At 73.7% G+C, this 22,979-nt stretch carries 20 protein-coding genes; 8 read left to right on the forward strand and 12 right to left on the reverse strand.

Annotation, left to right across the window (positions count from 1 at the left end; translation table 11 throughout):
• Window positions 1-33: 33 nt before the first annotated feature.
• Window positions 34-630 carry a TetR/AcrR family transcriptional regulator gene (locus ABD223_RS22890; RefSeq protein ID WP_344038441.1) on the reverse strand — a complete coding sequence of 199 codons (597 nt, stop codon included), beginning with the start codon at window positions 628-630 and terminating at the stop codon, window positions 34-36.
• A gap of 91 nt (window positions 631-721) precedes the next feature.
• On the opposite strand from ABD223_RS22890, the gene ABD223_RS22895 reads away from it, so the two are divergent.
• Both ABD223_RS22895 and ABD223_RS22900 read left to right on the forward strand, forming a co-directional pair.
• Window positions 722-1,600, forward strand: coding sequence for an SDR family NAD(P)-dependent oxidoreductase (locus ABD223_RS22895; RefSeq protein ID WP_344038442.1), 879 nt, complete (start codon window positions 722-724; stop codon window positions 1,598-1,600).
• Between the two features lie 328 nt (window positions 1,601-1,928).
• Window positions 1,929-4,010, forward strand: coding sequence for a glycosyl hydrolase (locus tag ABD223_RS22900; RefSeq protein ID WP_344038443.1), 2,082 nt, complete (start codon window positions 1,929-1,931; stop codon window positions 4,008-4,010).
• On the opposite strand, the gene ABD223_RS22905 is transcribed toward ABD223_RS22900, so the two are convergent.
• Complete coding sequence (locus ABD223_RS22905; RefSeq protein ID WP_344038444.1) at window positions 4,000-6,111, reverse strand: putative bifunctional diguanylate cyclase/phosphodiesterase; 2,112 nt, start codon at window positions 6,109-6,111, stop codon at window positions 4,000-4,002. The two genes, ABD223_RS22900 and ABD223_RS22905, sit on opposite strands and share 11 nt — an antisense overlap.
• A gap of 1 nt (window position 6,112) precedes the next feature.
• Window positions 6,113-6,940, reverse strand: coding sequence for an SAM-dependent methyltransferase (locus tag ABD223_RS22910; protein WP_380645807.1), 828 nt, complete (start codon window positions 6,938-6,940; stop codon window positions 6,113-6,115).
• A gap of 176 nt (window positions 6,941-7,116) precedes the next feature.
• Between ABD223_RS22910 and ABD223_RS22915 the strand changes: the two genes are divergently transcribed.
• The 3 genes from ABD223_RS22915 to lepB all read left to right on the forward strand — a co-directional run bounded on the left by ABD223_RS22915 (window position 7,117) and on the right by lepB (window position 10,403).
• On the forward strand, window positions 7,117-8,460 hold the full coding sequence (locus ABD223_RS22915) for a cytochrome P450 (protein WP_344038446.1): 1,344 nt from the start codon (window positions 7,117-7,119) through the stop codon (window positions 8,458-8,460).
• A 43-nt stretch (window positions 8,461-8,503) separates the two neighbouring features.
• Window positions 8,504-9,502 (forward strand): alpha/beta hydrolase, encoded by a 999-nt coding sequence (locus ABD223_RS22920; protein ID WP_344038447.1) that lies wholly within the window; start codon window positions 8,504-8,506, stop codon window positions 9,500-9,502.
• A gap of 355 nt (window positions 9,503-9,857) precedes the next feature.
• Complete coding sequence (gene lepB / locus ABD223_RS22925) at window positions 9,858-10,403, forward strand: signal peptidase I (RefSeq protein ID WP_344038448.1); 546 nt, start codon at window positions 9,858-9,860, stop codon at window positions 10,401-10,403.
• On the opposite strand, the gene ABD223_RS22930 is transcribed toward lepB, so the two are convergent.
• Window positions 10,390-10,863 (reverse strand): GNAT family N-acetyltransferase, encoded by a 474-nt coding sequence (locus ABD223_RS22930; protein WP_344038450.1) that lies wholly within the window; start codon window positions 10,861-10,863, stop codon window positions 10,390-10,392. The two genes, lepB and ABD223_RS22930, sit on opposite strands and share 14 nt — an antisense overlap.
• Before the next feature lie 185 nt (window positions 10,864-11,048).
• On the opposite strand from ABD223_RS22930, the gene ABD223_RS22935 reads away from it, so the two are divergent.
• The gene (locus ABD223_RS22935) at window positions 11,049-11,579 is read left to right on the forward strand and encodes an NlpC/P60 family protein (RefSeq protein ID WP_344038451.1); all 531 of its coding nucleotides are present in this window, start codon (window positions 11,049-11,051) and stop codon (window positions 11,577-11,579) included.
• Window positions 11,580-11,713: 134 nt separating this feature from the next.
• Here ABD223_RS22935 and ABD223_RS22940 read toward each other — a convergent pair whose 3' ends face one another.
• Window positions 11,714-12,592, reverse strand: coding sequence for a DUF4082 domain-containing protein (locus ABD223_RS22940; protein WP_344038452.1), 879 nt, complete (start codon window positions 12,590-12,592; stop codon window positions 11,714-11,716).
• A gap of 60 nt (window positions 12,593-12,652) precedes the next feature.
• Entirely contained in the window at window positions 12,653-13,528 is an 876-nt protein-coding gene (locus ABD223_RS22945) for an AAA family ATPase (protein ID WP_344038453.1), read from the reverse strand.
• 110 nt (window positions 13,529-13,638) lie between these two features.
• On the opposite strand from ABD223_RS22945, the gene ABD223_RS22950 reads away from it, so the two are divergent.
• Window positions 13,639-14,766, forward strand: coding sequence for a hypothetical protein (locus ABD223_RS22950; protein ID WP_344038454.1), 1,128 nt, complete (start codon window positions 13,639-13,641; stop codon window positions 14,764-14,766).
• 70 nt (window positions 14,767-14,836) lie between these two features.
• Here ABD223_RS22950 and ABD223_RS22955 read toward each other — a convergent pair whose 3' ends face one another.
• Genes ABD223_RS22955 through cysD form a run of 3 tightly spaced genes read right to left on the reverse strand, consistent with a single transcriptional unit; the run spans window position 14,837 to window position 18,335 of the window.
• Complete coding sequence (locus ABD223_RS22955; protein WP_344038455.1) at window positions 14,837-15,583, reverse strand: inositol monophosphatase family protein; 747 nt, start codon at window positions 15,581-15,583, stop codon at window positions 14,837-14,839.
• Between the two features lie 17 nt (window positions 15,584-15,600).
• On the reverse strand, window positions 15,601-17,445 hold the full coding sequence (gene cysC / locus ABD223_RS22960) for an adenylyl-sulfate kinase (protein ID WP_344038456.1): 1,845 nt from the start codon (window positions 17,443-17,445) through the stop codon (window positions 15,601-15,603).
• Window positions 17,445-18,335, reverse strand: coding sequence for a sulfate adenylyltransferase subunit CysD (cysD, locus tag ABD223_RS22965; protein WP_344038457.1), 891 nt, complete (start codon window positions 18,333-18,335; stop codon window positions 17,445-17,447). The genes cysC and cysD overlap by 1 nt, the downstream gene beginning before the upstream one ends.
• Window positions 18,336-18,624: 289 nt before the next feature.
• On the opposite strand from cysD, the gene ABD223_RS22970 reads away from it, so the two are divergent.
• A complete protein-coding gene (locus ABD223_RS22970; RefSeq protein WP_344038458.1) occupies window positions 18,625-19,230 on the forward strand; it encodes a GNAT family N-acetyltransferase in 606 nt (201 codons plus the stop codon).
• 48 nt (window positions 19,231-19,278) lie between these two features.
• Here ABD223_RS22970 and ABD223_RS22975 read toward each other — a convergent pair whose 3' ends face one another.
• The 3 genes from ABD223_RS22975 to ABD223_RS22985 all read right to left on the reverse strand — a co-directional run bounded on the left by ABD223_RS22975 (window position 19,279) and on the right by ABD223_RS22985 (window position 22,944).
• The gene (locus tag ABD223_RS22975; protein ID WP_344038459.1) at window positions 19,279-19,890 is read right to left on the reverse strand and encodes a CGNR zinc finger domain-containing protein; all 612 of its coding nucleotides are present in this window, start codon (window positions 19,888-19,890) and stop codon (window positions 19,279-19,281) included.
• 81 nt (window positions 19,891-19,971) lie between these two features.
• Complete coding sequence (locus ABD223_RS22980; protein WP_344038460.1) at window positions 19,972-21,411, reverse strand: MFS transporter; 1,440 nt, start codon at window positions 21,409-21,411, stop codon at window positions 19,972-19,974.
• 96 nt (window positions 21,412-21,507) lie between these two features.
• On the reverse strand, window positions 21,508-22,944 hold the full coding sequence (locus ABD223_RS22985) for an aspartate kinase (protein ID WP_344038462.1): 1,437 nt from the start codon (window positions 22,942-22,944) through the stop codon (window positions 21,508-21,510).
• Window positions 22,945-22,979 lie beyond the last annotated feature (35 nt).

Here is a 22,979-nt window from a genome sequence, read left to right on the forward strand (position 1 = left end):
ACTTAGCCCACGGGACCGACAGGAACCCGGCGTTCAGGTCACTTCGGACCGGAAAGATTCGCTCACCTGTGCGAACGCCGAGTCCACCGCGCCGGTCAGCGCGGCCGGGTCGCCGTCCGACAGCTCCTGCCCCGCGCGGTAGCACGCCAGGGCCAGCTGCGGCGCGAGCACCGCCACCTCGCGCGGTGCGCCGCGAGCCAGCATGTTGTCCCGGAACACCTCGCAGAGGAGGTGGAACTTGCGCGCCGCGCGGTCGCGCAGCTCGGGGTTCTCCCGCACGAGCCTCTCGTGGGCGCGGTAGTGCTCCCCGTCGGCGGCGAGCTCGCCGCACAGCAGCACCACGACCTCGCGGATCTGCGCGAGCGCGCCCGCCAGGTCGTCCACCGGTGGCAGCGCGCGGTGCAGCTCGGTGAGCCGCTCGACGATCCGCTGCTCGTCGGAGAACGCGACCTCCTGCTTGTCGCCGAAGTAGCGGAAGAACGTGGTGCGCCCGACCTCGGCGCGCTCGGCGATGTCGGCCACGGTCACGTCGCCGAACCCGCGCTCGGCGAACAGGGCGTACGCCGCCTCCACGATCTGCTCACGCGCTCGTTGGCGCTTGCGCTGGCGCAGCGGGGGGCGTTCGGGCACGGCGGCAGCATAACGGGCCGGCACGGCGTTCGGTATGGTACTCAGTACCACTTAGAATCGGGTACCTGGAGGAACCGTGTCCACAATTCTGATGACGGGAGCGAGCCGGGGCCTGGGCCGCCACGCCGCCGAGCACCTGCTGCGCCACCACCCCGACCGCCACCTGCTGGTGCTCAACCGCAGGCCCGGCCTGGCCGCCGAGCTGGCCGCGGGCACCGGCAACCGCAACGTCTCGGAGATCACCTGCGACCTGGCGTCCTTCGCCGACGTCCGGCGCGCGGCCGCCGAGGTGGACCGGCCGCTGAGCGGGTTCCTGGGCAACGCCGGGCTCCAGATGCAGTCCACCCGCGAGACCACCGCCGACGGCGTCGAGGCGACCTTCGGCGTCAACGTGCTCGCCTACCACCTGCTGCTGAACCTGCTGCTGCCGAATTTCGCCGCGCCGGCGCGGATCGTGGTGGTGGGCAGCGACGTGCACGACTCGGCGCACAACAGCATGGGCCTGATCCCGCCGCCGCGCTGGACCTCGCCGCACGAGCTGGCCAGGCCGGCGGACGGCGGCGGCAAGGAGGGCAGGCGCGCGTACGCCACCAGCAAGCTCGGGGTGCTCTACCTCGTGCACGCGCTCGCGCGCCGGCTGCCGGAGGGCGTGGACGCCTACACCTACAACCCCGGCCTCGTGCCGGGCACGGGCCTGGCGCGCGACGCGAACCCGGTGGCGCGGGCGGTGTTCGCGGGCGTCGGGCGACTCCTGCGCGCCACGCCCGTCGCCACCGGGCCCGAGGAGGCGGGGCGGTTGCTGGCGGAGGCGATGGCGGGGCCCCGGCCCGGCCCGAGCGGGTCGTACGTCGACCGGGGCGAGGTGGTCCGGTCGTCGGCGGAGTCCTACGACGAGCGGCGCGAGGAGGAGCTGTGGGCCGCCGCCGACGAGCTGTGCGGCATCACGGGCGCGGAGCGCCGCACGGCGTGAGGCCGCTGGGTCGTTGGCGAGAGGTCGGCGGGTGAGGTTGTCGGGCGGCCCAGGAGGTGGCTGGCCCAGGGGTGGGTGGCCCGGGGGTGGACGGCTGAAGGGTGGGCGGCCGAGGCCGTCAGGTGGCCAGGAGGTGGGTGGCCGAGGGGTGGGCGGCCCAGGTGTGGGTGGCTGAGCGGGCGGCCGGGCTGCCGAGGGGCGGGAGGAGCGCGGGAGAACAACTCTTTGTCGAACGCGATTCGCCCGCCTATGCTCGCTGGGAGCGCTCCCAGAACAAGGGCGAGCGCGCCTGTTGCCCCTGCCAACGGCGGTGAAGGGACAAGAAGACGTGAGGTTGTTGCTGCTCGTCTCGCTGATAGCGGCCACCCTGGTGGCGCCCGGCACGGCCGGGGCCGCACCCGGGCCCTGGCTCGAAGCCGAGGACGGCGCGCTGTCCGGCACGGTGGTCGAGTCGGGCGTCGAGGGCTTCTCCGGCACGGGCTACGTCGCCGGGTTCGACGAGCCCGGCGACACCCTGACCATCACCATCCCGGACAGCCCCGGCGGCCTGCACGACCTCACCATCCGCTACGCCACCCCGCACGGGCCCAAGAACGCGGCCCTGGCGCTCAACGGCGTCGCGATCGGCGAGGTCCCGCTGCCCGAGAACGCCTCGTTCACCGAGGCGAGCGGCTCCAAGCTGCTGCTGGCCGAGGGCGACAACACCCTCACCTTCGGCACCGGCTGGGGCTGGTACCTGGTCGACGCGATCAGCGTGACCCCGAGCGCGCCGCCCGAGCCCGGCGTCCACGAGGCCGAGGACGGCGAGCTGAACGGCACCGTCGTGGAGAGCGCGGTGCCCGGGTTCTCCGGCCGCGGTTACGTGGCGGGCTTCGACGCCGGCGCCGACAGCGTCACCATCACCATCCCGGACAGCCCCGGCGGCCTGCACGACCTGACGATCCTCTACGCCACCCCTTACGGGGCGAAGACCGCCTCCCTGTCGCTCAACGGCAGCGGCCTCGGTGACGTCCGGTTCCCGGAGAACCCGGCGTTCGCCTCCATCGGCGCGGGCAAGGTGCTGCTGGTCGAGGGCGACAACACGGTGACCATCACCAACAACTGGGGCTGGTACCTGATCGACGCGATCAAGGTGACCCCGAGCGCGCCCCGCGGCCCGCACCAGGTCACCGGCGCGCTCACCGACCCGGCCGCCACGCCGGAGGCCAAGGGCCTCATGCGGTACCTGGCCGCCAACTACGGCGAGGCGATCCTCTCCGGCCAGCAGGACCAGGCCAGCATCGACTGGGTCGAGCAGAACGTCGGCGAGGCGCCCGCCGTCGGCGGCTACGACCTGATGGACTACTCGCCCAGCCGAGTCGAGCGCGGCACCGTCGGCCGGGACACCGACCACGCCCTCGCCTGGGACCGGCGCGGCGGCATCGTCACCCTGGCCTGGCACTGGAACGCGCCGTCGGGCCTGATCGACCAGCCGGGCAAGGAGTGGTGGCGCGGCTTCTACACCGACGCGACGACGTTCGACCTGGCCGCCGCGCTGGCCGACCCCGCCTCGGAGGACTACCGGCTGCTGATCCGCGACATGGACGCGATCGCGGTGCAGCTCAAGCGCCTGGCCGACGCGAAGGTGCCGGTGCTGTGGCGCCCGCTGCACGAGGCCGAGGGCGGCTGGTTCTGGTGGGGCGCCAAGGGTCCCGAGCCCGCCAAGGAGCTGTACCGGCTGCTGCACCAGCGCCTGGTCGGCCACCACGGGCTGCACAACCTGATCTGGGTGTGGAACTCCGTCGCGCCCGAGTGGTACCCCGGTGACGACGTCGTCGACGTGGTCAGCATGGACTCCTACCCGCCGCAGGGCGACCACGGCCCGGTGATCGGCCCGTACGAGCGGCTGGTGCAGCTCGGCCAGGACCGCAAGCTCGTGGCCCTGGGCGAGGTCGGCTCCATCCCGGACCCCGACCTGCTGGCCGCGTACGAGGCCCGCTGGAGCTGGTTCGTCACCTGGAGCGGCTCGTTCATCCAGGACGGCGTGGTCAACCCGCTGGACTTCGTGCGCCGCGTCTACGGCCACGACCGGGTGGTCACGCTCGACGAGCTGCCCGACTTCAAGACCACGCCCGGCCGGTGCGAAGCCACCCTGCGCGTGGTCGCCCGGTGGGGCCGCGGGTTCCACGCCGAGATCACCGTCCGCCACCCGGAGAACTCGCCGTCCAACGGCTGGAAGGTGAGCTGGCAGCTCGGCGAGGGCCAGCGGGTCGAGAACCAGTGGAACGCGAAGATCACCACCAGCGGCTCCGTGGCGACGGCCGTGAACCTGCCGTGGAACGGCGCCGTGAAGCCCGGCGGCAGCACCACGTTCGGGTTCCTGGCCAGTGGCTCCCCGACAGCGCCTGCGCTGACTTGCGCTATCGGGTGATGTCGTCCGGTGGACCGGCGGGGGCGAACAGGGGACCGGACGCGGTGTCCGCACCCACCTCCCGCCACCACCGGGCTTGCTCGGGTGTCGTGACGCCGGCCGCGGTCAGGCCGATGCCGGCGTCACGCACCACGCCCAGCACGCCCGCCAGCGCGCGGGCCGCGGCGGTGCCCGGCCCGGCCGCGGGCGCCTGACCCAGCCGCACCGCCCGCACCGGCGGGCCGTCCACCACGCGCAGCAGGTCCTCGGGCGCGCCGGTGGACCCCTCCAGTTCGAGCCCCACCCCGCCCTCGGCCAGCACCTCCAGGTTGTCGGCCACCTCGCCGCGCCCGGAGAACAGCGACCGGCCGGTCACGCCCAGCCGCAGCGACGACGGCGCGAGCCCCGTGTCGCGCAGCGCGCCGCGCACCACGCCGACCAGGTCCGGGTCCGCGGCCTGGCTCGGCGACAGCGCCCAGCGCACTGGCAGGTCCCGGCCCAGCCGCTCCCGCCACGCCACCGCCTGGCCGCACGCGTCCCGCAGCACCCACGAGCCCAGCGGCACGGCCAACCCGGTGTCCTCGGCCAGCGCCACGCACTGCTCGTGCGGCAGCTCGTCCAGCCCCGGGTGGTCCCACAGCAGCAGCGCCTCGGCGGACTCCACCGACCCGTCGGCCAGCCGCACCACCGGCCGGTACCGCACCAGCAGCTCGTCCTCCTCCCACGCGCCGGCCATGGTGGCGGCCAGGCTGAACGCGCGCCGGTCGAGGTCGTCCTGCTCCGGGTCGGCCAGCTCCCACTGCCGGGGGCCGCCGCCCTTGGCGCGCCGCAGCGCCAGGTCCGCCGAGTCGAGCAGGTCCAGCGGCGACGAGCCGCGCGGCGGGCGGTGCACCACGCCGATGGTCGCCGACACCGCGACCCGGTGGCCGTGCGAGGTGAACGGCGCGGACAGCACCTCGTTGATCCGCCGCACCGTGGTGACCACGTCCGGCGTGCCCGGCGAGTTCTCCACCAGGATCGCGAACTCGTCGTGGCCGAACCGGGCCACCATCGCGTTCTCGCCCGCGACGACCGCCTCCAGCTTCCCGGCCACCACCTTGAGCACGTGGTCGCCGACCTCGCGGCCCAGCCCGCCGGTGAAGCGGGAGAAGCCGTCCAGGTCGAGGTGGAACACGGTGACCCCGGTGCGCGGGTCGGCCGTGCGCAGGGCCTGCTCCAGGCGGCTGGTGAAGTACTGCCGGTTCGGCAGCCTGGTCAGCACGTCGTGCAGCGCCTGGTGGTTGAGCTGGCCCTGGAGCAGGTTGACGTCGGTGGCGTCCTCGGCGAGCACGACCACCTGCGGCGGCGCCTCGACCCGGTGCAGCGGCGACAGCGTGAGCATCACCCAGGCCGGTTCGCCGTCCGCGCGCAGCAGCCGGCACGGCTGCGTGACGGTCCGCGCCCCGTCCCGCGCGGCGCCGCCCGCCAGCCCGGCGACGTCGGCGCGCAACCCGGCCCGCTCGTCGGGGTGCGCCAGGTCGAACAGCGACATGCCGGTCAGCTCGTCGGGCGACCGGTCCAGGATGCGGGCCAGCGCCTCGTTCGCGCGCACCAGCACGCCGTCCGGCTCGACGGTCGCGATGCCGGTGGACGAGTGCGTCTCCAGCAGCTCGACCCGCGCCCGGCTCAGCCGCAGCTCCACCTGGGCCTCGCGCATCGCCTTGTAGAGCGAGCGGCCCAGGTGCTCCTGCTGCTCCATCGTGGCCTGCCGGACGCGTTCGACGAACGACGCCGACAGCGCGGCGACCACGTCCACCACCCGGTTGCGCAGCCGGTCGTCGGGCGCGAGCGACGACATGCCGAGCAGGCCCTTGCTGACGACCTCGATCGAGATCTGGAGCCCCTCGGGCGTGGTGCAGTTCAGGGCGACCAGCGCCTCGCCGACGTCCCGGCCGGCGTGCTGCGCCAGGGACTCGACGGCCACGCCGGCGCACAGCCGGTCCACCAGGCCGGCCAGCCGGTGCTCCAGCTCGGCGGTCGACATCGGGACGAACGTCCTCGAACTGAGCAGGTAGGCCCACTTCTTGGCCAGTTTCGTGCGGGCCCGCAGCGCGTCCGGGTCCCGCGGCAGCGGCGCGGTCACGTCAGCCGCCGTCGAGGGGCTTGCGACCGACGCCCACCCAGACCTGGGTGTTGTCCTCGGCCCTGTTCGCCACGTCGCCCGCGCCCGCGGGCCGCCACAGCGCGCACCCGACCACGCCCGGCTCGACCAGCTCGTAGCCGTCGAACAACGCGGTGACCTCCTCGTGCGTGCGGTAGACCAGGTTGTCCCTCGACCTGCTCTCCCGGACCTGGTCGGCCGCGCGGCGCATGGTGCCGGGGCGGCCGTCGGCGGTGGCGTGCGAGACGACCAGGCAGCTGCCCGGCGCCATCCGGTCGCGGTAGCGGGCCAGCAGCGCGCCCGGCTCGTCGCCCGGCGTCAGGAAGTGCACGACCAGCAGCAGCAGCAGGGCCACCGGCTCGTCGAAGTCGAGCATCCGGGTGATCTCGGGTCTGCCCAGCAGGTCCTCGGGGTCGCGCAGGTCGGCCTGCACGGCGGTGGAGTTCGGGTCGCCCGCCAGCAGCAGCTCGCCGTGCGCGACGGCGACCGGGTCCTTGTCGACGTAGACCACCCGGCACCGCGGGTCCAGGGCCTGGGCCACCTCGTGCACGTTGCCCACGGTCGGGATGCCCGAACCGACGTCCAGGAACTGGCGCACCCCGCTCTCCACCAGGTGGCTCACCGCGCGGCGCAGGAACGCCCGGTTCAGCCGGACCAGGTCGCGGGTGCCGGGCAGCGCCGCGACGACCTTCTCCGCCATCGCGCGGTCGACGGCCAGGTTGTGCGCACCGCCGAGCAGGTAGTCGTAGGTGCGGGCGATGCTCGGCACTGACGTGTCGATGCCTTCCGGGACCCAATCGAGGTCGCTCACGGCGCACTCCGGACTTTCACGCTGAGGTGTGGGTGGATCCATGACATCCAACCGCCTGTGGGCCGTCGGCACCAGGGGAGTCAACAACTTAACTCGAATGCGCGATCCCGCGGGCCTCCGAACGGCGCATAGAGTGCTCCGGAGGCAATGCCCGGTCGGAGGAGGAGCGGCACGCGATGACCGCCAGCCCGAAAACCGGCGGCGCCGGAAAACGCGAGGTTCCTGCGGTTCCCGGCCGATTACCCGTGCTGGGCCACACCGCGGCCCTGTTGCGACAACGCCTCGCGTTCACCGCCGGGCTGCGGCACCACGGCCCCGTCGTGCGGGTCTACCTGGGAGGACTGCCCCTGCACTTCGTCACCACGGCGGAATTGGCGCACGGCGTGCTGGTCGGCGAAGCGTTCGAGAAGGGCATCTTCGTCGACAAACTCCGCCGGGCCTTCGGCGATGGCCTGGTGAGCACCAACGGGGATTTCCACCGCCGGCAGCGCCGGATGATCCAGCCCGCCTTCCACCGCCGGTTCCTCGTGCGCTATTCGGAAACCATGAGCGCGCTCGCCGACGAGACCGCGAATTCTTGGCGGGATGGACTTGTGGTACAGGTGGACCGGTTGGCGCAGGACATCGCCATCTCCGTGGTCGGCAGAACCCTGTTCTCGACCGATTTCGACGCGCGGATCAGCGCGGAGATCCGGGAGCACACGCCCACCCTCATCCGGCTCGGCGTGGTCCGGGCGCTGTCGCCGGCGCTGCTGGAGAGGCTGCCGATCCGGGCCAACCGGCGGTTCGACCAGGCGGTCGCGCGCGTGCACCGCGTCGTGGACGAGGTGGTCGGCTCCTCCCGCGGCGACCGCGAAGACCTGCTGTCGGTCCTGCTCGCCGCCCGTGACGAGGACACCGGCGAGCCGATGAGCGGGCAGCAGGTCCGCGACCACGTGGTCACCCTGCTCACCGCGGGCTCCGAGACCACCGGCGCCGCGCTGGCCTGGCTGTTCCACGAGCTGGCCCGCAACCCGGACGTGGCCGACCGCCTGCACGCCGAGGTGGACGGCGTGCTCGACGGCCGGGCCGCCACGGTCGACGACCTGCGCTCGCTGCCGTACACCCGGCGCGTCGTGGACGAGGTGCTGCGCGCGTACCCGCTGTGGCTGACGCTGCGGCGCACCAGCGCCGCCGTCCGGCTGGGCGACGTGGAGCTGCCCGCGGGCACGGAGGTCGGGTTCAGCCCGCACGCCCTGCACCACGACCCGCGCTACCACGACTGGCCCGACCTGTTCGACCCCGACCGGTGGCTGCCCGAGCGCGCCGCGGCCCTGCCCGACGGCGCCTACGTGCCGTTCGCGGGCGGCCTGCACCTCTGCCCCGGCCACGCGTTCGCGCGCCAGGAGATCGTGATCGTGGCCGCCACCATCGCCGCCCGCTGGCGGCTCGTCCCCGTGCCGGGCGAACCGGTGCGCCCCAAGGTCTTCGGCCTGCTGTACCCCAGCCGGCTGCCGATGACCGCGCGGTCCCGCCCTTGACGAGCGGCGCCGCCCCCTCGATGAAGATGGAGGTCGTTCCCCCTTGCGGTACACACTCGCCGTCGGCCTGGTGGCCCTGCTGGTGGCGTCGTCGCTGACGCCCGCCTCGGCCGCGACCGGCCCGGCGGCCTGCCGTGACGTCGACGTGCCGGTGACCGTGCTCGGCCACGGCGAAGTCGTCCACGGCACCCTCTGCGCCCCGCCCGCCGGCGCGGGCACCGTCCAGCTGCTCATCCCCGGCTCCACCTACAACAGCTCCTACTGGGACTTCCCCGGCCACTCGTTCCGGTCGGCGCAGAACGAGGCCGGTTTCGCCACCCTCACCGTCGACCGGCTGGGCACCGGGCGCAGCTCCAAGCCCCTGGCGGCGGTGCTGACCGCGTTCGTCCAGGCCGAGGCGATGCACCAGGTCGTGCAGCACCTGCGGAGCGGCGCGCTCGGGCCGCGGTTCGACAAGGTGGTCATCGGCGGTCACTCGCTCGGCTCGGCGATCGCCGTCCTGGAGGCGGGGACCTACCGGGACGTGGACGGCGTGCTGGTGACCGGCATGACGCACCGGGTGAACCCCACCGGGGTGGTGGGCGCGTTCGCCAACTTCCGGCCCGCGAACCTGGACCCCAAGTTCGGCCTGCTGCACCCGCTCGGCTACCTGACCACGGCTCCCGGGACCCGGTATGCCGGCTTTCACGCGCCCGGCGCCTTCGTGAAGCGGGTGGCGGAGCTGGAGGAGTCGCTGAAGGACGTGTTCTCGCCGGTCGAGGCGGTGGACGGGCTCGGGGTGGCGGTGCTGCTGCCGTACAGCCTGCTGATCGACGTGCCGGTGCTGTCGGTGGTGGGGAGCCGGGACGGGGCGGTGTGCGGCCCGCTGGCCACGGACTGCTCGTCGGCGGCGGCGCTGCACGAGGACGAGGCGCCGTACTACGCGGCCCCGCTGCGGACCTTCGTGCTGCCGGGGTACGGGCACTCGATCAACCTCGCGCCCAACGCGCGGGACTACTACTCAGCGGTCGCCGAGTGGGCGCTCGAAGAGGTCGGCCGTTGAGAGGTGGTGCGGGGTCCGCCGCGCCTCGGGCCCCGCACCACCACCTGCCGGCCGGCTGCCTTGAGCGACGGCTCTGATGTCGACGGCTCTGATCGACCGCCCGGCCTGGCCGGGCGGGCCTGGCTTAGCGGGCCGGGCCCACCCGGCTTAGCCGGCCTGGCCCGGCCCGCTTGGCCCGACCCGGGTCCGGGTCCGCCTGTCGGCCCGCCCCCTCCTCCATCGCCACCGCCACCACCGTGCCCCCGCCATACCCCCATTCACGCGGCTTCACCCTGTCGTGAGTTACCCTGCGTGAACTTCGGGTCTCCGCAAAGGTGGCCCGCGCAGCAGTCGGGGCCGGCGGGAGGAGCACCAGGTGCGCGGACGGCCCGTGGCCGCGCTGCTCGGTGGCGGCGTGTCACTCCTGCTGGTCGCGGTGTTGGCGGCGGTGGTGCTGGCGGCTCCGGTCGCCGGTGACGGGATGAACCCGAGCCTGCGGTCCGGGGACCGGGTGCTCGCCTTCGGCGGCACTCCGGAGCGGCTCGACCTGGTCACCCTCCGTACCCGTGGTGGCGTCACAGCGGTCCGGCGCGTCGTCGGGTTGCCCGGCGACGAGGTGCGCATCACCGGCTCGCAGGTCCGCGTGCGCCCGGCGGCGGGGGAGTGGGTGGCGATGACCCCCGACGGCAACCCCGGGGTGTGCTGCGCCGCCGACGGCCGGGGTGGGACGGACGCGGTCGCGGTGGTCCCTCCCGACAGCTTCTTCGTGCTCGGCGACAACCCGGCCATGTCCACCGACTCGCGCGAGCACGGCTTCGTGCCCGCCTCGGACGTGACCGGGGTGGTGTGGCGGCGCGTCTGGCCGCTGCCGGAGTTCGGCGGCGTCGCCTCGCCCTCGCTGACGGCCGTCAGCGGTCCGTGAGGCGCAGCCGCAGCACGACCTCGCCCCCGTCCAGCTCGCCGGTGGGCTCGAAGCCGAACGCGCGGTAGAACGGCCACGGCTCGCCGTTCCCCGGCTGGTAGCTGGTGAGCAGCTCGGTCGCGCCGTCCGCCCGCACCAGGTCCACCACCCGGGTCAGCGCCTGGCGGCCGATCCCGCGCCCCTGGTGGCGCGCGTCGACCAGCAGCCGCCACAGGAAATACGGGCCGAGGACGCCGGGCGCGGGCTCCACGTCCCAGCTGAGCATCACGAACCCCACCGGCTCGTCACCGTCGTACACCGCGCGGCACCACGGCGCGCCCTCGGGCGTGGCCGCCGCTTCCTCCAGCGAGTCGGCCACCGAGGCGACGAACAGCTCCTGGTCGGGGCGCACGCCCAAGGCGCGCACGGCGTCCCGGTTCTCGTCGGTGATCTCCCGCAGGTGCACGCCCGGCGCCGTCATGTCAGGTCCTCCCCGGTGGTCGACGTGCCCAGGATGCCCTTCGCCGCCCCCTGCCGGAACCGCCGTGGACGAGCACCCGGGCAGGTGGTTTGGGGCAATCCCGGCCGAGTGGCGGGAAGCCCCCTGGTCACGCAGCGCCGCGAACCCTCCCGGTTCGCGGCCGCACACCACGACCGGAGGGCACGATGACCACCCGCACCACCACCACCACCACCACGGCCACCACCACAGCCGCCGTCCTCGCCTGCGCCGCGCTGCTCACCGCGCCGACCGCGCTCGCCGACGCGCTCCAGGCGTGCGGCACGTACGCCGAGGACCGCTCGACGTCCCGGGACGAGACCCTCTCCAGGACGCAGACCTGGCTGGACTCGCGGGTGCGTTACAGCCAGCGGACCTGCCACGAGAACGAGCACGGCAGCTACCGCACCGACTGCTCCGGGTACGTCTCCCTGGCGTGGGGCCTGGACCGCTCCCGCCCCACGAGCGGCCTCGCCGAGGTCAGCCGTGAGATACCGCGCGAGGAGCTGATGCCGGGCGACGCGCTCAACAGCGCGGGGCACGTGGCGCTGTTCGTCCGCTGGGAGGACCAGGCGCGGACGCGGCCGGTCGTGCGCGAGCACACCGGCCCCGACGGCGAGCCGGTGGTCGAGCGCTCGTGGTCGCCGGAGACCGCCGCCGGGTACACGCCGATCCGCTACGACAAGATCGCGGGGTGACGGAGGGCGGTCGGCGGGCGCGCCGAGCCCCCGCGACGCGGGAGCGGGTTCGCGGCGCGCCCGGGTCGGCGCCCGCCACGGCACTGCCCGCCCCCCGAACGGTCGGGGAGCGGGCAGTGCCGTGGCGCTCGCGCTCAGCCCCGGAACTCGGGCTGCACCCAGTAGGTGCTGTCGTGCCAGCTGTCGATCGGGAAACCACCGCCGACGCCGTAGCGGTAGACGCCCGCGCCGTGCGTGCCGTCGTGCGGCGCGGTGAACGGCGCGCGCACCACCGTGCCGGTGAAGTAGTGCTCGGAGGTCGCGTAGCCGCCCTGCGGCGTGTAGTACGAGACCACGTAGTCGCGGCCGGGCTCGACCGGCACCGGGGTCGGGAAGTCGATCTCGGCCATCCGGCCGGGGTGGTCCCACTCCCGCTCGGCCAGCAGCCCGCCGTCGCCCGACCACATCCGCAGGGCGATCGGCCCCCGGTGCGCGCCGCGCAGCAGGGACGCGCCCAGCACCAGGCCGGGCCGGTCGAACCGCACCCGCACGCCCACCTCGACCGGGCTGGTGTCGGTGTCGTCGACCTCCGGCGCGTGGTGCGAGACGAACTCGCACCGGACCGGGCAGTTCAGCGGCTGCGGCACGGTCGCACCGCCGACGTGCACGGTCACCGCCGGGCCGGTCGCGCCCGCGCCCGCCGCCGTCACCGCCCGTGCCGCGATGGTCAGGTCACCGGCCACCCGCGGCGTGTGGGTGTGCCGCCAGTCGGTGCGGGACCCCGGCAGCACGCGGACCCGTTCGGTGGTCACCCACGTCGCGCCGCCGTCGAAGGTCAGCTCGGTGGCGACGACCGCCTCCGGGGTGGTGCTGAACGAGCTGCCGGTGACCAGCAGCGGCACGCCGACCTCGACGCCCGCGCGGGTCGTCGGCGTGAACACGGCGGCCGACGGCTCGTCCTGGGCGTGCGCCGGGCCGGTCAGGAGCAGGGTGGTGGCGGCGACCGCCGCGAGCAGCTTCGGCAAACGGGACACGCGTTCTCCTCCGGGGGTAGTGGCAACCCGCTGACGAGATCGTCCCGAACCGGCTCCCCGCTACGCCCCCACGGCCTCCACCACCTTGAGCAGCGCGCTCCCGGGCGTCTCGACGGCCGAGTCGACGACCAGGTGCGGCTCGTCCCAGCTCTCCCACAGCGACTTCACGCGCAGCACGTGCTCCCACGACACGGTCGCGTGCCAGCCCGGGATGCCCCGCTCCCGGCCCTCGACCCGACGCCGCTGGACCTCCTCGTCGGAGCACACGCACTCCACGCCCACGAACGCGCCGCCCAGGCGCTCGGTGACCGACCGCAGCCGGTCGCGCAGCTGCCGGCGGTGCCCGGTCGCGTCCACGACCACGTCCAGGCCCAGCTGGAGCTGGCGGGCCGACGACGCGACCAGGTTCGTCTCGGCCAGCGGCATCGTGTTGTCCAAGCGCAGCGCGCCGAACGGGACCAGCGCGCCCAGCTGCCAGTCCACGGAGAACACCGGGGCCCGCAGCCGCCGCGCCAGCGCCTCGGCGAGGGTGCTCTTGCCGGTGCCGGGCACGCCGGCCAGCAGCACCGCCCTGGGCGGCCGGGCGCCGTCGTCGCGGGGGAGCGGCCGCAACGCCTCGTACCGGGCCTGCGCGCGGTCGGCCATCAGCAGCTGGAGCTCCTCGCGCACGTGCGCCGGCCCGGAGCCGGTCACCCGCGCCCAGCCCAGCACCAGGTGCTCGGGCCGCACGAGCACGTCGCCGAGCCGGTCCGACTCCAGCGACGCCGCCGTCACCAGGTCGGCCCGCGCCACCGCGCCCGACGAGGCCGGGGCCAGCCGGTCCAACAGCTCCGCCGCGGTGCCGCCCGCGCCGGCCACCGCGGCGAACAGGTCCCGGACCACCTCGTCGGTCCCGATCGCGGCCTCGGCGGAGGGGTGCAGGGGGAGGTCGTCCACCGGCCGAGGGTAGCGGGAGGAGCAGGCGGCCCCGCCGATCGGACGACAGCGCGCGGCGGGAGGAGCTGATTGGCTCGGTGGTGGGCGGGAGCTACCGGAAGGACGCGAAGATGCGACGTGCGGTTGGCACCGTGCTGGCGCTCGGCCTGGTGATGTGGGGCTCGGTGGCGCCCGGTGCGCCCGTGGTGAACGCCGAACCGGCCGTGGTGGACCTGGGCACGCTGCCCGGCGGGTCGGAGAGCTCGACGGTCGCGATCAACGACGACGGCGTGGTGGTCGGTCGCGCGAAGGACGCCCAGGGGCTGTCGCGGCCCGTGCGCTGGGACGCCGACCACCGCATCGCCGAACTGCCCCTGCCGCCGCAGGCCCGGTACGCGACCGTCTTCGGGGTCGACGCGTCCGGCGCGGCGTTCGGCAACACCGGCGGCCCGGACGGCTGGGAGAGGGCGGTCCGGTGGAACCCGGACGGCTCGACCACCGTCCTGGACCTGCCGCCCGGCCACACCCGCACCCGCGCGCTCGCGGTGAACGACGGCGGCACGGTCGTCGGCCACGCCTACACCGTCGGGCAGAGCCAGGTGGCGGTGCGGTGGGACGCCTCGGGCGCGGCCACCGCGCTGCCGGGCGTCGAGGGCGCGCGGTGGACCGAGGCGCAGGCCATCGACGAGGGCGGCGCGGTCGCGGGCATCTCGACCGTCGAGCACGACCTGTCCGACGACCTGCACTACGTGCGCTGGGACGACGGCGCGCTCACCGACCTGGGCACCGTGCCCGGCAACACCCACGCCTCCGTGCAGGGGATCAACGGCCGGTACGTCATCGGCACCCACCGGCCGGTCGACCGGTCCGGCTACGCGCTGCGCTGGGACGGCTCGGAGCGCGCCGAGGTGCCGGGCGGCGGGACGAACAGGTTGGCGGAGGTGGACGCGGAGGGCACCGCGTTCGGCATGGTGGGCGGTCGTCCCGCGCGGTGGACGGCCGGTGGCGAGGTGGTCGTGCAGGCGCTGCCCGAGGGTTACGGCAGCGGTCAGGTGCTGGCGCTCAACGCGCACGGCGCGACCGCCGGCGTGGCGATCAGCGCCCAGCGGCAGCCGGTGCGCTGGTCGGCGTCCGGTGAGGTCACCGCGCTGCCGTTCCCGTCGCCGCCGTCGCCGCGCAGCGCGATCTTCGCCTCGGACGTGAACGACCGGGGTGTGGTGGTGGGTGAGGCAGGGGGACGCGCGTTGTTGTGGCCGTGACGGCGGGGTGGTGAGGGGCGGACGAGGCAGGCGGGGTGGAGGCGGGGCAGGCCTCCACCCCGCCCGCCGATCACCCGGCGGCGCGGGCGGTCGACAGGGCGGCCAGCAGCGCCTCCGCCAAGTCGGGCCGGCAGATCAGCAGGTCCGGGATGCTCGCGCCCGGGTTGCCGTAGACGAGCGGCGAACCGTCCACTCGGGACGCGTGCGCACCGGCCGCCCGCGCCACCGCCACCGGCGCGGCGCTGTCCCACTCGTACTGGCCGCCGTCGTGCACGTAGGCGTCCGCCGCGCCCGTGCACACCTCCACCGCCTTGACGCCCGCCGACCCCATCGGGACCAGGTCCACGTCCAGCACCTCGGCCAGGGCGTCGACCAGCGCCGGGCGGTGGCTGCGGCTCACCACCACCCTGGGGCGGTCGCGGCGGCGGGGTCCGGGCAGCGGCGCCGGCTCGGCCGTGTCGTGCGTGCGGCCCGAGGCCAGCGCGACGGCGCCCGCCACCAGCTCCCCGCCGTCGGCCAGGGCCACGTGCACCGCCCAGTCCCCGCGGTTCCGGTCGCAGTACTCGCGCGTGCCGTCGAGCGGGTCCACGATCCACAGCCGGCCCGAGCGCCGCTCCTCCGGCCGGCCGCCCTCCTCGGACAGCACGGGGTCACCTGGCCGCTCGTCGCGCAGCGCGTCGAGCAGGAGGGCGTGAGCCTGGCGGTCGCCCTCCCGCCCCAGGTCCGCGCCCTCCAGGTCGGTCCGCTCCCGCCGCAGGCGCCGCAACAGGTCGCGGGCCCTGCCGGCGAGGCGCCGGGCGAGCACGTGGTCGTCCACCGGTCCGCCCCTCCGCCTCACACGTTCAGCAACGCGCACAGCTCGGCCGTCGCGTCGTCGAGCGAACCGGAGCCGTCGACCACCAGGTCGGCGTTCTCCGGGGGCTCGTAGCCCTGGCCGACGCCGGTCATGTTCGGCAGCGCGCCCGCCTTCGCCTTGGCGTACAGGCCCTTCGGGTCGCGGGTCGCGCACACCTCGGCCGGCGTGTCCACCCAGACCTCGGCGAAGTCGCCCGGCTGGAACAGGCCCTTGGCCACCGCCCGGTCCGTCCGGAACGGCGAGACCAGCGCGACGATCACGATCAGGCCGGAGTCCAGCAGGAGGCGGCTCACCTCGGCCACCCGGCGCACGTTCTCCGCGCGGTCGCCCGGGGTGAACCCGAGGTCCTTGTTCAGCCCGCCCCGGACGTTGTCGCCGTCGAGGACGTAGGTGTGCAGCCCCATGGCGTGCAGCCGCCGCTCCAGCGCGTCGGCGAGCGTCGACTTGCCCGCGCCGGGCAGGCCGGTCAGCCACAGCACCTTGCCCCGCTGCCCCTTGAGCTGCTGCCGGGCCTCCCGGTCGACGGTGTAGGCGTGCGGGACGACGTTGCGGCCGCGCCGCAGCGCGTACCGGACCATGCCCGCCGCCACGGTCTCCTTGCTGACCCGGTCCACCAGCAGGAAGCTGCCCGTGTCCCGGTGCGCCTGGTAGCTGTCCAGGCAGAGCGGGGTGTCGGTGGTCAGCTCCACCGTGCCGATGTCGTTGAGGCCGAGGGTGCGCGAGGCGAGCTGCTTGCCGGACACCACGTCCAGCTTGCCGCGCACGGTGGTGACCACGGCGGGCACGGTCCGCGACCCGGCCAGCAGCAGGTAGGAGCGGCCGTGCCGCAGCGGCTCCTCGGTCGTCCAGACCAGCGTGGCGGAGCACGCCCTCGCCGGCGACAACCCGTTGCCGAGGGCGTCCGGCGTGGTCAGCAGGTCGCCGCGGCGGATGTCGACCTCGTCGGCCAGCGTCACCGTCACCGGGGTGCCGGGACCGGCCCGGTCCAGCTCGCCGCCGCCGGGGCCGAGCACCCGGTCGATCTTCGACGCCACGCCGCTGCCCGCGACCGCGACGGCGTCGCCCGGCCGGACCTCGCCGCCGACCACCGTGCCCGCGAAACCGCGCAGGTCGTCCGCGCGGATCACGTACTGGACCGGTAAGCGGTAGCCGTCGTGCCCCTCCTGGCTCGGCTGGTCGGGTGGTTCCCACGCCACCAGCGCGTCGAGCAGCGTCGGACCGTCGTACCAGGGCAGGTTCGGCGACGGCGCGACGACGTTGTCCCCGCCGAGCGCGCTGGCCGGTATCACGCCCGCCGACACGTCGAGGGCGGTCGCCGCCGCCCTCACCTCGTCCGCGAGCCTGTCGAACACCGCCTGGTCGTAGTCCACCGCGTCGAGCTTGTTGACCACCGCGATGACGGTCCGCACGCCCATCAGCGCGCAGATCGACAGGTGCCGGTGGGTCTGCTCGCGGACGCCCTTGGTGGCGTCGACGAGGAGCACGGCGACGTCCGCCGTGGACGCCGCCACCGCCATGTTGCGCGTGTACTGCTCGTGGCCCGGCGCGTCGGCGAGGATCACCCGACGCCCGGACGGCAGGTCGAGGAAGAGGTGGGCGACGTCGATGGTGATGCCCTGCTCGTGCTCCGCCTCCAACCCGTCGGTCAGCAGCGAGTAGTCCACCGTCCCGGCCGGGACGGTGGAACCGCCGCGCCTGGTCCGCCGCGCGTAGTCGAGCTGGTCGTCCGTCGCGCCGCCGGTCGCGGCGAGCAGCTGACCGATGAGGGTGGACTTGCCGTCGTCGACCGAGCCGCACGCGACCACCCGAAGCACCGAGGACATCAGAAGTACCCCTCCGATTTCTTGCTCTCCATGGACGTGCCGCCCTCGCCGTCGATGAGCCGGCCGGCGCGCTCGGACCTCCGGTCGAGCCGCATCTCGTCGATGATCTCGTCGAGGTTCTCGGCCTTGGACTCGATGGCCGCGGTGAGCGGGTAGCAGCCGAGCGTGCGGAACCGCACGCGGCGCAGCTCCGGCTGCTCGCCGGGCTCCAGGGGGAAGCGCTCGTCGTCCACCATGACCAACGAGCCGTTCCGCTCGACGACCGGGCGCGGCGCGGCGAAGTACAGCGGCACCACGGGGATGTTCTCGCGCTTGATGTAGCGCCACACGTCCAGCTCGGTCCAGTTCGACAGCGGGAACACCCGCATCGACTGGCCGTCGGCCAGCTCCGTGTTCGCCCGCCACCAGAACTCCGGCCGCTGCGAGCGCGGTTCCCAGCGGTGGCCCGGCTCGCGCAGCGAGAAGATCCTCTCCTTGGCGCGGGACCGCTCCTCGTCGCGCCGCGCGCCGCCGATCGCCGCCTCGAACCCGTTGTCGTCGAGCGCCTGGCGCAGCGCCACGGTCTTCATGATCCGGGTGTGCTCGTGCGGCCCGTGGGTGAACGGCGACACCCGCTCCGGGTTGGTGTGCACCCGGAGGTCGAGCCCCAGCCTCTCGGCCGTCTCGTCCCGGAAGCTGATCATCTCGCGGAACTTCCAGCCGGTGTCGATGTGCAGCACGGGGAACGGCATGCGCCCCGGCGCGAACGCCTTGGACGCCAGGTGCAGCAGCACCGAGGAGTCCTTGCCGATCGAGTACATCAGCACCGGCCGGCGGAACGCCCCGGCGACCTCACGCAGCACGTGGATCGCCTCGGCTTCCAGCACGTCCAACACGCCTTCTTCAGCCAAGTGTCGGCCCTCCACCATCACTGTCTGTCGCAGATGGACTGAATCGCAGGGGGATGATGAACCGAGTGGACCAAATGGCCCCGATGAGCAGTCTGCGATTTTTTACAGGTTAGCCCAGGCTAGCACCGCATAACGCGCAGGCGGGAACGATCATCGGCACCCCGCACCGTCGCGGGACAAGAACCGGGTTTATGGTTCAGCCTTGCCGGCAACCCGGAAAGAAGCCCGCGGATGCGGGTTGCCAGACCTGTGCACAGCGAACCCCCGACACCCGATTGGCGGTGCAGAGATGACCACCCGCAGCGGTCGAAAAACGTCCGGCTCCCTGGCCGTGAAGGAGTTGTCCAAGGAGACCTGGAACGATTTCGAAGCGGTCATGGGCACGAACGGGGGAGCCCGCGGGTGCTGGTGCATGCACTGGCGGCTGTCCACCTCGGAGTGGATGGAGGGCAAGGGCGACGGGAACAAGAAGACGATGAAACGCCTGTCCCAGAGAGATCCTGCGCCCGGCGTCGTCGTCTACCGGGACGACGAGCCGGTGGCGTGGTGCTCGCTCGGGTCGCGCGACCAGTTCCCGCGACTGGAGCGCTCACCCCTGCTCTCGGAGCTCGACGACAAGCCCGTCTGCTCGATCGCGTGCATTTACGTCCAGAAGGAGCACCGCGGCGACGGGTTGTTGTCGGACATTCTCGACGCAGTCTGCAAGCACGCGGCCTCCCAGGGCTACAAGATCGCCGAGGGTTATCCGATCGAACCCGGCAAGGGGAAGCGGGCGGGTGCGGACACGGCGATGACCGGAATTGCGAGCGCTTTTCTCGACGCCGGTTTCTCCGAGGTGGCCCGACCCCGTGGCGATCGCCCGATCATGCGGCGCGAGCTCCGAGCCAAGAAATGACGTCACGCCAAGGAATGATGTTCGGCTGATGGCGTGAACAGCGGGAGGTCAGTCGGCGGCGCGTTCCACCTGGCGGTGCCGGCTGGCCTTCTCGCGATTGCCGCAGGTGCTCATGCTGCACCAGCGGCGACGCCCGCCCCGCGACGAGTCCAGGAACAGCCAGCCGCACCTGCCGCACGCCCTGACCCGCTCGACCGGGAGGGTGAACAGCGCGTGCACCGCCAGCAGCGACAGCGCCTCGGGGATCGCGCCCGGCGACGCCCAGTCCGCGGTGACGCGGCCGAGGCCGGCGTCGACCTGCCGGACGCGCCCGGACCGCACGCCCGTCCCGGCCCGTTCGAGGAGCGCGCCGAGGGGTTCGGCGGGCGCGGCCTCGCCTCGGGCGACCGCGCTGAACACGGCCCACGCCCGTTCGCGCACGGCCCGGACCTCCGGCACGAGACCGCTCGCGGTCGCCTCCGCCAGGTGGGGCGACTCCTCGAACAGCCCCGCGGACGCGCACCACGTCAGGACGTCGGAGGGCGCTCGCAGCAGTTCGCCGTCCTCGACCGGGTGAGCCCGGCTGAACACGGTGTTCGAGAGGTCGAGGACGGGGTGGCCGCCGATGAAGTGGGCTTCCTGCCAGGGCGGACGCACCCCGGTGGCCGTGAGGGTAACCATTGAAACCATCCTAACTGGTTCTCAGGGGGTGGTCGACGGCCGGTGCGCGCGCACCGGCCGTCGACCACCCCTCCTCCGGGATCAGGTGACCTCTCCCTTGAAGCGCTTGCGGAACGCGACGGTCGCGATGATCGCCGCCACCGCGAACCCGACCGCGAACCACATCGCCCAGCGCCAGCCGACGAGCACGGCGGCGGGGTCGCCCGAGCCGCCCGCGGTGGCGGTGAAGTGGGCCGCGACCGAGGTCAGGACGCCCACGCCCATCGCCAGCCCGAGCTGCTGGGAGACGTTGATCAGGGCGCCGGCCGTGGCCTGCCTGCCCTCGTCGGCACCGTTCGTGCCGGCGATGCTCGTCGTGATCAGCGCGACGATGTGCCCGAAGGCGTTCACCGAGGTGCCGATCAGGACGAGGGTGAGCCCGTTGTCCGCCGGGAGGCCCACCATGACCAGGAGGCCGGCCGTCTCGACGACGATCGCGCACAGCAGCACGCGGTAGAGCCCGAAGCGCTCGGTGAGCTTGCCCGCGTAGATGCCGGTGATGATCGCGATCGCGCCCGAGACCGCGAACGCCAGGCCGGTCGCGAGCGCGTTCATGCCGAGGTGCGACTGGAGGTAGAGCGTGAGGATGAACAGCATCCCGCCGTAGGAGCAGATCAGCAGGAGGTTGACCAGGTTGGCCGCGCCGATGGCGGAGACGCGGAAGATGGAGATCGGCACGAGGGCGTTCTCCTTCCGCGACTCCACCCGGACGAACAGGATGGCCGCGGGCACCGCGATCGCGGCGCACAGGAGGATCGGCGCCGACAGCCAGCCGTACTTCTCGCCCTCGGTGAGGGCGAACACGATCGCGACCATGCCGGTGGTGGCCAGGGCCGCGCCGGCGAGGTCGAGGTTGCGCGAGGCGCGCTCGTCCCGGCTCTCGTCGAGGTACGCCCGCGCGAGCAGGCAGGCGGCCAGCACGATCGGGACGTTGATCAGGAAGGTGGAGCGCCACCCGGCGAACTCGGTGAGCACGCCGCCGAGCACCATGCCGGAGACGAAACCCGCCGACAGCGCCGAGCCGTAGATGCCCAGGGCGCGTTGGCGCTGCGGTCCTTCCGGGATGGTCGCCTGGAGGAGGCCCAGGCCCGCCGGCGCGATGAACGCGGCGGCGATGCCCTGGAGGGCGCGGCCCGCGATGAGGACCTCGGGCGACCAGGCCAGGCCCGCGAGGAGCGAGGCGAGCATGAAGCCGACGAGGCTCCAGATGAACACCCGCTTCCGGCCGTAGAGGTCGGCGACCCTGCCCCCGAGGAGCAGGAAGCCGCAGAAGGCCAGGGGGTAGGTCGAGAGGACCCAGGCGACGCCGCCCCCGGAGCCGAAGTCCATGCCCTCCTGGATGCTCGGCGCGGCGACGTTGATGATCGAGTAGTCGAGGGCCACCAGGAACTGGGTCCCGCAGATGACGGCGAGCTGCCAGAACTGGCGTGACCGGAATCTGCTCTCGCTCGTCTTGTCCGGGTGGAGCGATGCTTCGGTCATTCCGCGTTCCTCCCACTTCTGTCGACCGTCAGTTGGGGCGCGACGGACAGGTCCGGGTGATCCCGGGGCACGGCGCCACGGGCCGATGGGTAACTCTTAACAACACGTTATTAGGTTACTCACGGATCGTGTCCGCCCGCTACTCGAAGCGATGGGGGTCGACCGCGGCGGGGGAGCCGCCCCCGGTGACGGTCCGGGAGGCGTGGACCTGGCGCTGGTGCCGACGTGGCCGTGCCCCCTGCGCTGCTCCACCCCGCCGGAGTCCTGCTGCGGCAACGCGGTGTCCCGCGACGCGACCTCCCGCGCGGGACCGGGCGGACGAGGGGACCTCGGGGCCAGGAACGCGCGGTGGAGGTGGGACACGGCGTCCAGCACGTCGTGCTCGGCGCAGGTGACGGAGATCCTCCTGGCGCGGACGGCCGTGTCCCGCACCGCGACGCGGCGGGTCCTGAGCGCGTCCAGGACCAGCGGGTGGTGGGTGCGGAAACCCCGCCCCACCAACGACACCTTGCCCACGGGCCCCGACCAGCGGAACCCGGTGAAGGCGCCCGCCGCGCGCAGGCCGGCGAGCACCGCGTCGACCTGCGCGCGGTCGTCGGCGCACGTGGTGAAGCGCAGCGAACCCGCGACCGGGACGTCACCGGCGGGGTGGTCGAGCACGTCCACCGGCAGCGCCGGGTCGGACAGCGCGGCGGTGACCGAGGTCAGGGCGTCGGGGTCGACCCCGTCGAGCCGGCAGCGCAGCTGACCCGTCAGGTGGGCGATGCCGAGGGCGGAGAACCGGTCGTCGTCGGGCGGGCCGGCCGGGTGGGCCTCGGTCACCCACGTGCCCGAGGCCCCGGTCGCGCTGGACCGGACGTGGACGCGGACGCCGTGGGCGCGGGCGTACTCCACGCTGGGGTGGGCCAGCACCGCCGCGCCGTGGGCCGCCAGCTCCGCCATGTCCGCATAGGACAGGTGGTCCACCTTGCGCGCTTCGGCCACGTGCCGCGGGTCGGCGGTGAACACGCCCTCCACGTCGGTGAAGATCTCGCACACCTCGGCCCGCAACGCCGCGGCCAGGGCGACGGCGGTGGTGTCGGAGCCGCCCCGGCACAGGGTGGTCAGCTCGCCGCTGTCCGCGGCGACGCCCTGGAAACCGGTCACCACCGGCACCAGGCCGGCCCGGACGCACTCCAGGACCTGCGCGGGGTCGACGTCGACGATCCGCGCCGACCCGTGCACCCCGTCGGTGATGATGCCGCCGTCGCGGCCGCTGAACGAGCGGGCGGGCACGCCCAGCTCGCGCAGCGCGATGGCGAGCGCCGCCGCGGAGGCCTGTTCACCGGTGCTGAGCAGGAGGTCGAGCTCCCGGCCGTGCGGGTCGTCGGTGAGGTTGTGCGCCAGGCCGAGCATCGTGTCGGTCGTGCCGCCCATCGCGGACACCACGACCACCACGGACCTGCCCTCGGCGGCGATGCGCCGGGCCGCCCGGCTGATCTTGCCGGCGTCGCCCAACGAGGTGCCGCCGTACTTCTGCACCACCAGGCTCATCGGTCCGCACCTGCCCCCGGTAACCCCCCGCGAAC

This window comes from Saccharothrix xinjiangensis (assembly GCF_039527585.1).
GTDB lineage: Bacteria > Actinomycetota > Actinomycetes > Mycobacteriales > Pseudonocardiaceae > Actinosynnema > Actinosynnema xinjiangensis.

Coding starts and splice junctions, on each gene's coding strand:
- cysC (WP_344038456.1), bottom strand. CDS start 17,445: ATGTCCTCGGTGCTTCGGGTGGTCGCGTGCGGCTCGGTCGACGACGGC.
- ABD223_RS22985 (WP_344038462.1), bottom strand. CDS start 22,944: ATGAGCCTGGTGGTGCAGAAGTACGGCGGCACCTCGTTGGGCGACGCC.
- ABD223_RS22930 (WP_344038450.1), bottom strand. CDS start 10,863: ATGACGGCGCCGGGCGTGCACCTGCGGGAGATCACCGACGAGAACCGG.
- ABD223_RS22895 (WP_344038442.1), top strand. CDS start 722: ATGACGGGAGCGAGCCGGGGCCTGGGCCGCCACGCCGCCGAGCACCTG.
- ABD223_RS22970 (WP_344038458.1), top strand. CDS start 18,625: ATGACCACCCGCAGCGGTCGAAAAACGTCCGGCTCCCTGGCCGTGAAG.
- ABD223_RS22915 (WP_344038446.1), top strand. CDS start 7,117: ATGACCGCCAGCCCGAAAACCGGCGGCGCCGGAAAACGCGAGGTTCCT.
- ABD223_RS22935 (WP_344038451.1), top strand. CDS start 11,049: ATGACCACCCGCACCACCACCACCACCACCACGGCCACCACCACAGCC.
- ABD223_RS22975 (WP_344038459.1), bottom strand. CDS start 19,890: ATGGTTACCCTCACGGCCACCGGGGTGCGTCCGCCCTGGCAGGAAGCC.
- ABD223_RS22980 (WP_344038460.1), bottom strand. CDS start 21,411: ATGACCGAAGCATCGCTCCACCCGGACAAGACGAGCGAGAGCAGATTC.
- ABD223_RS22950 (WP_344038454.1), top strand. CDS start 13,639: ATGCGACGTGCGGTTGGCACCGTGCTGGCGCTCGGCCTGGTGATGTGG.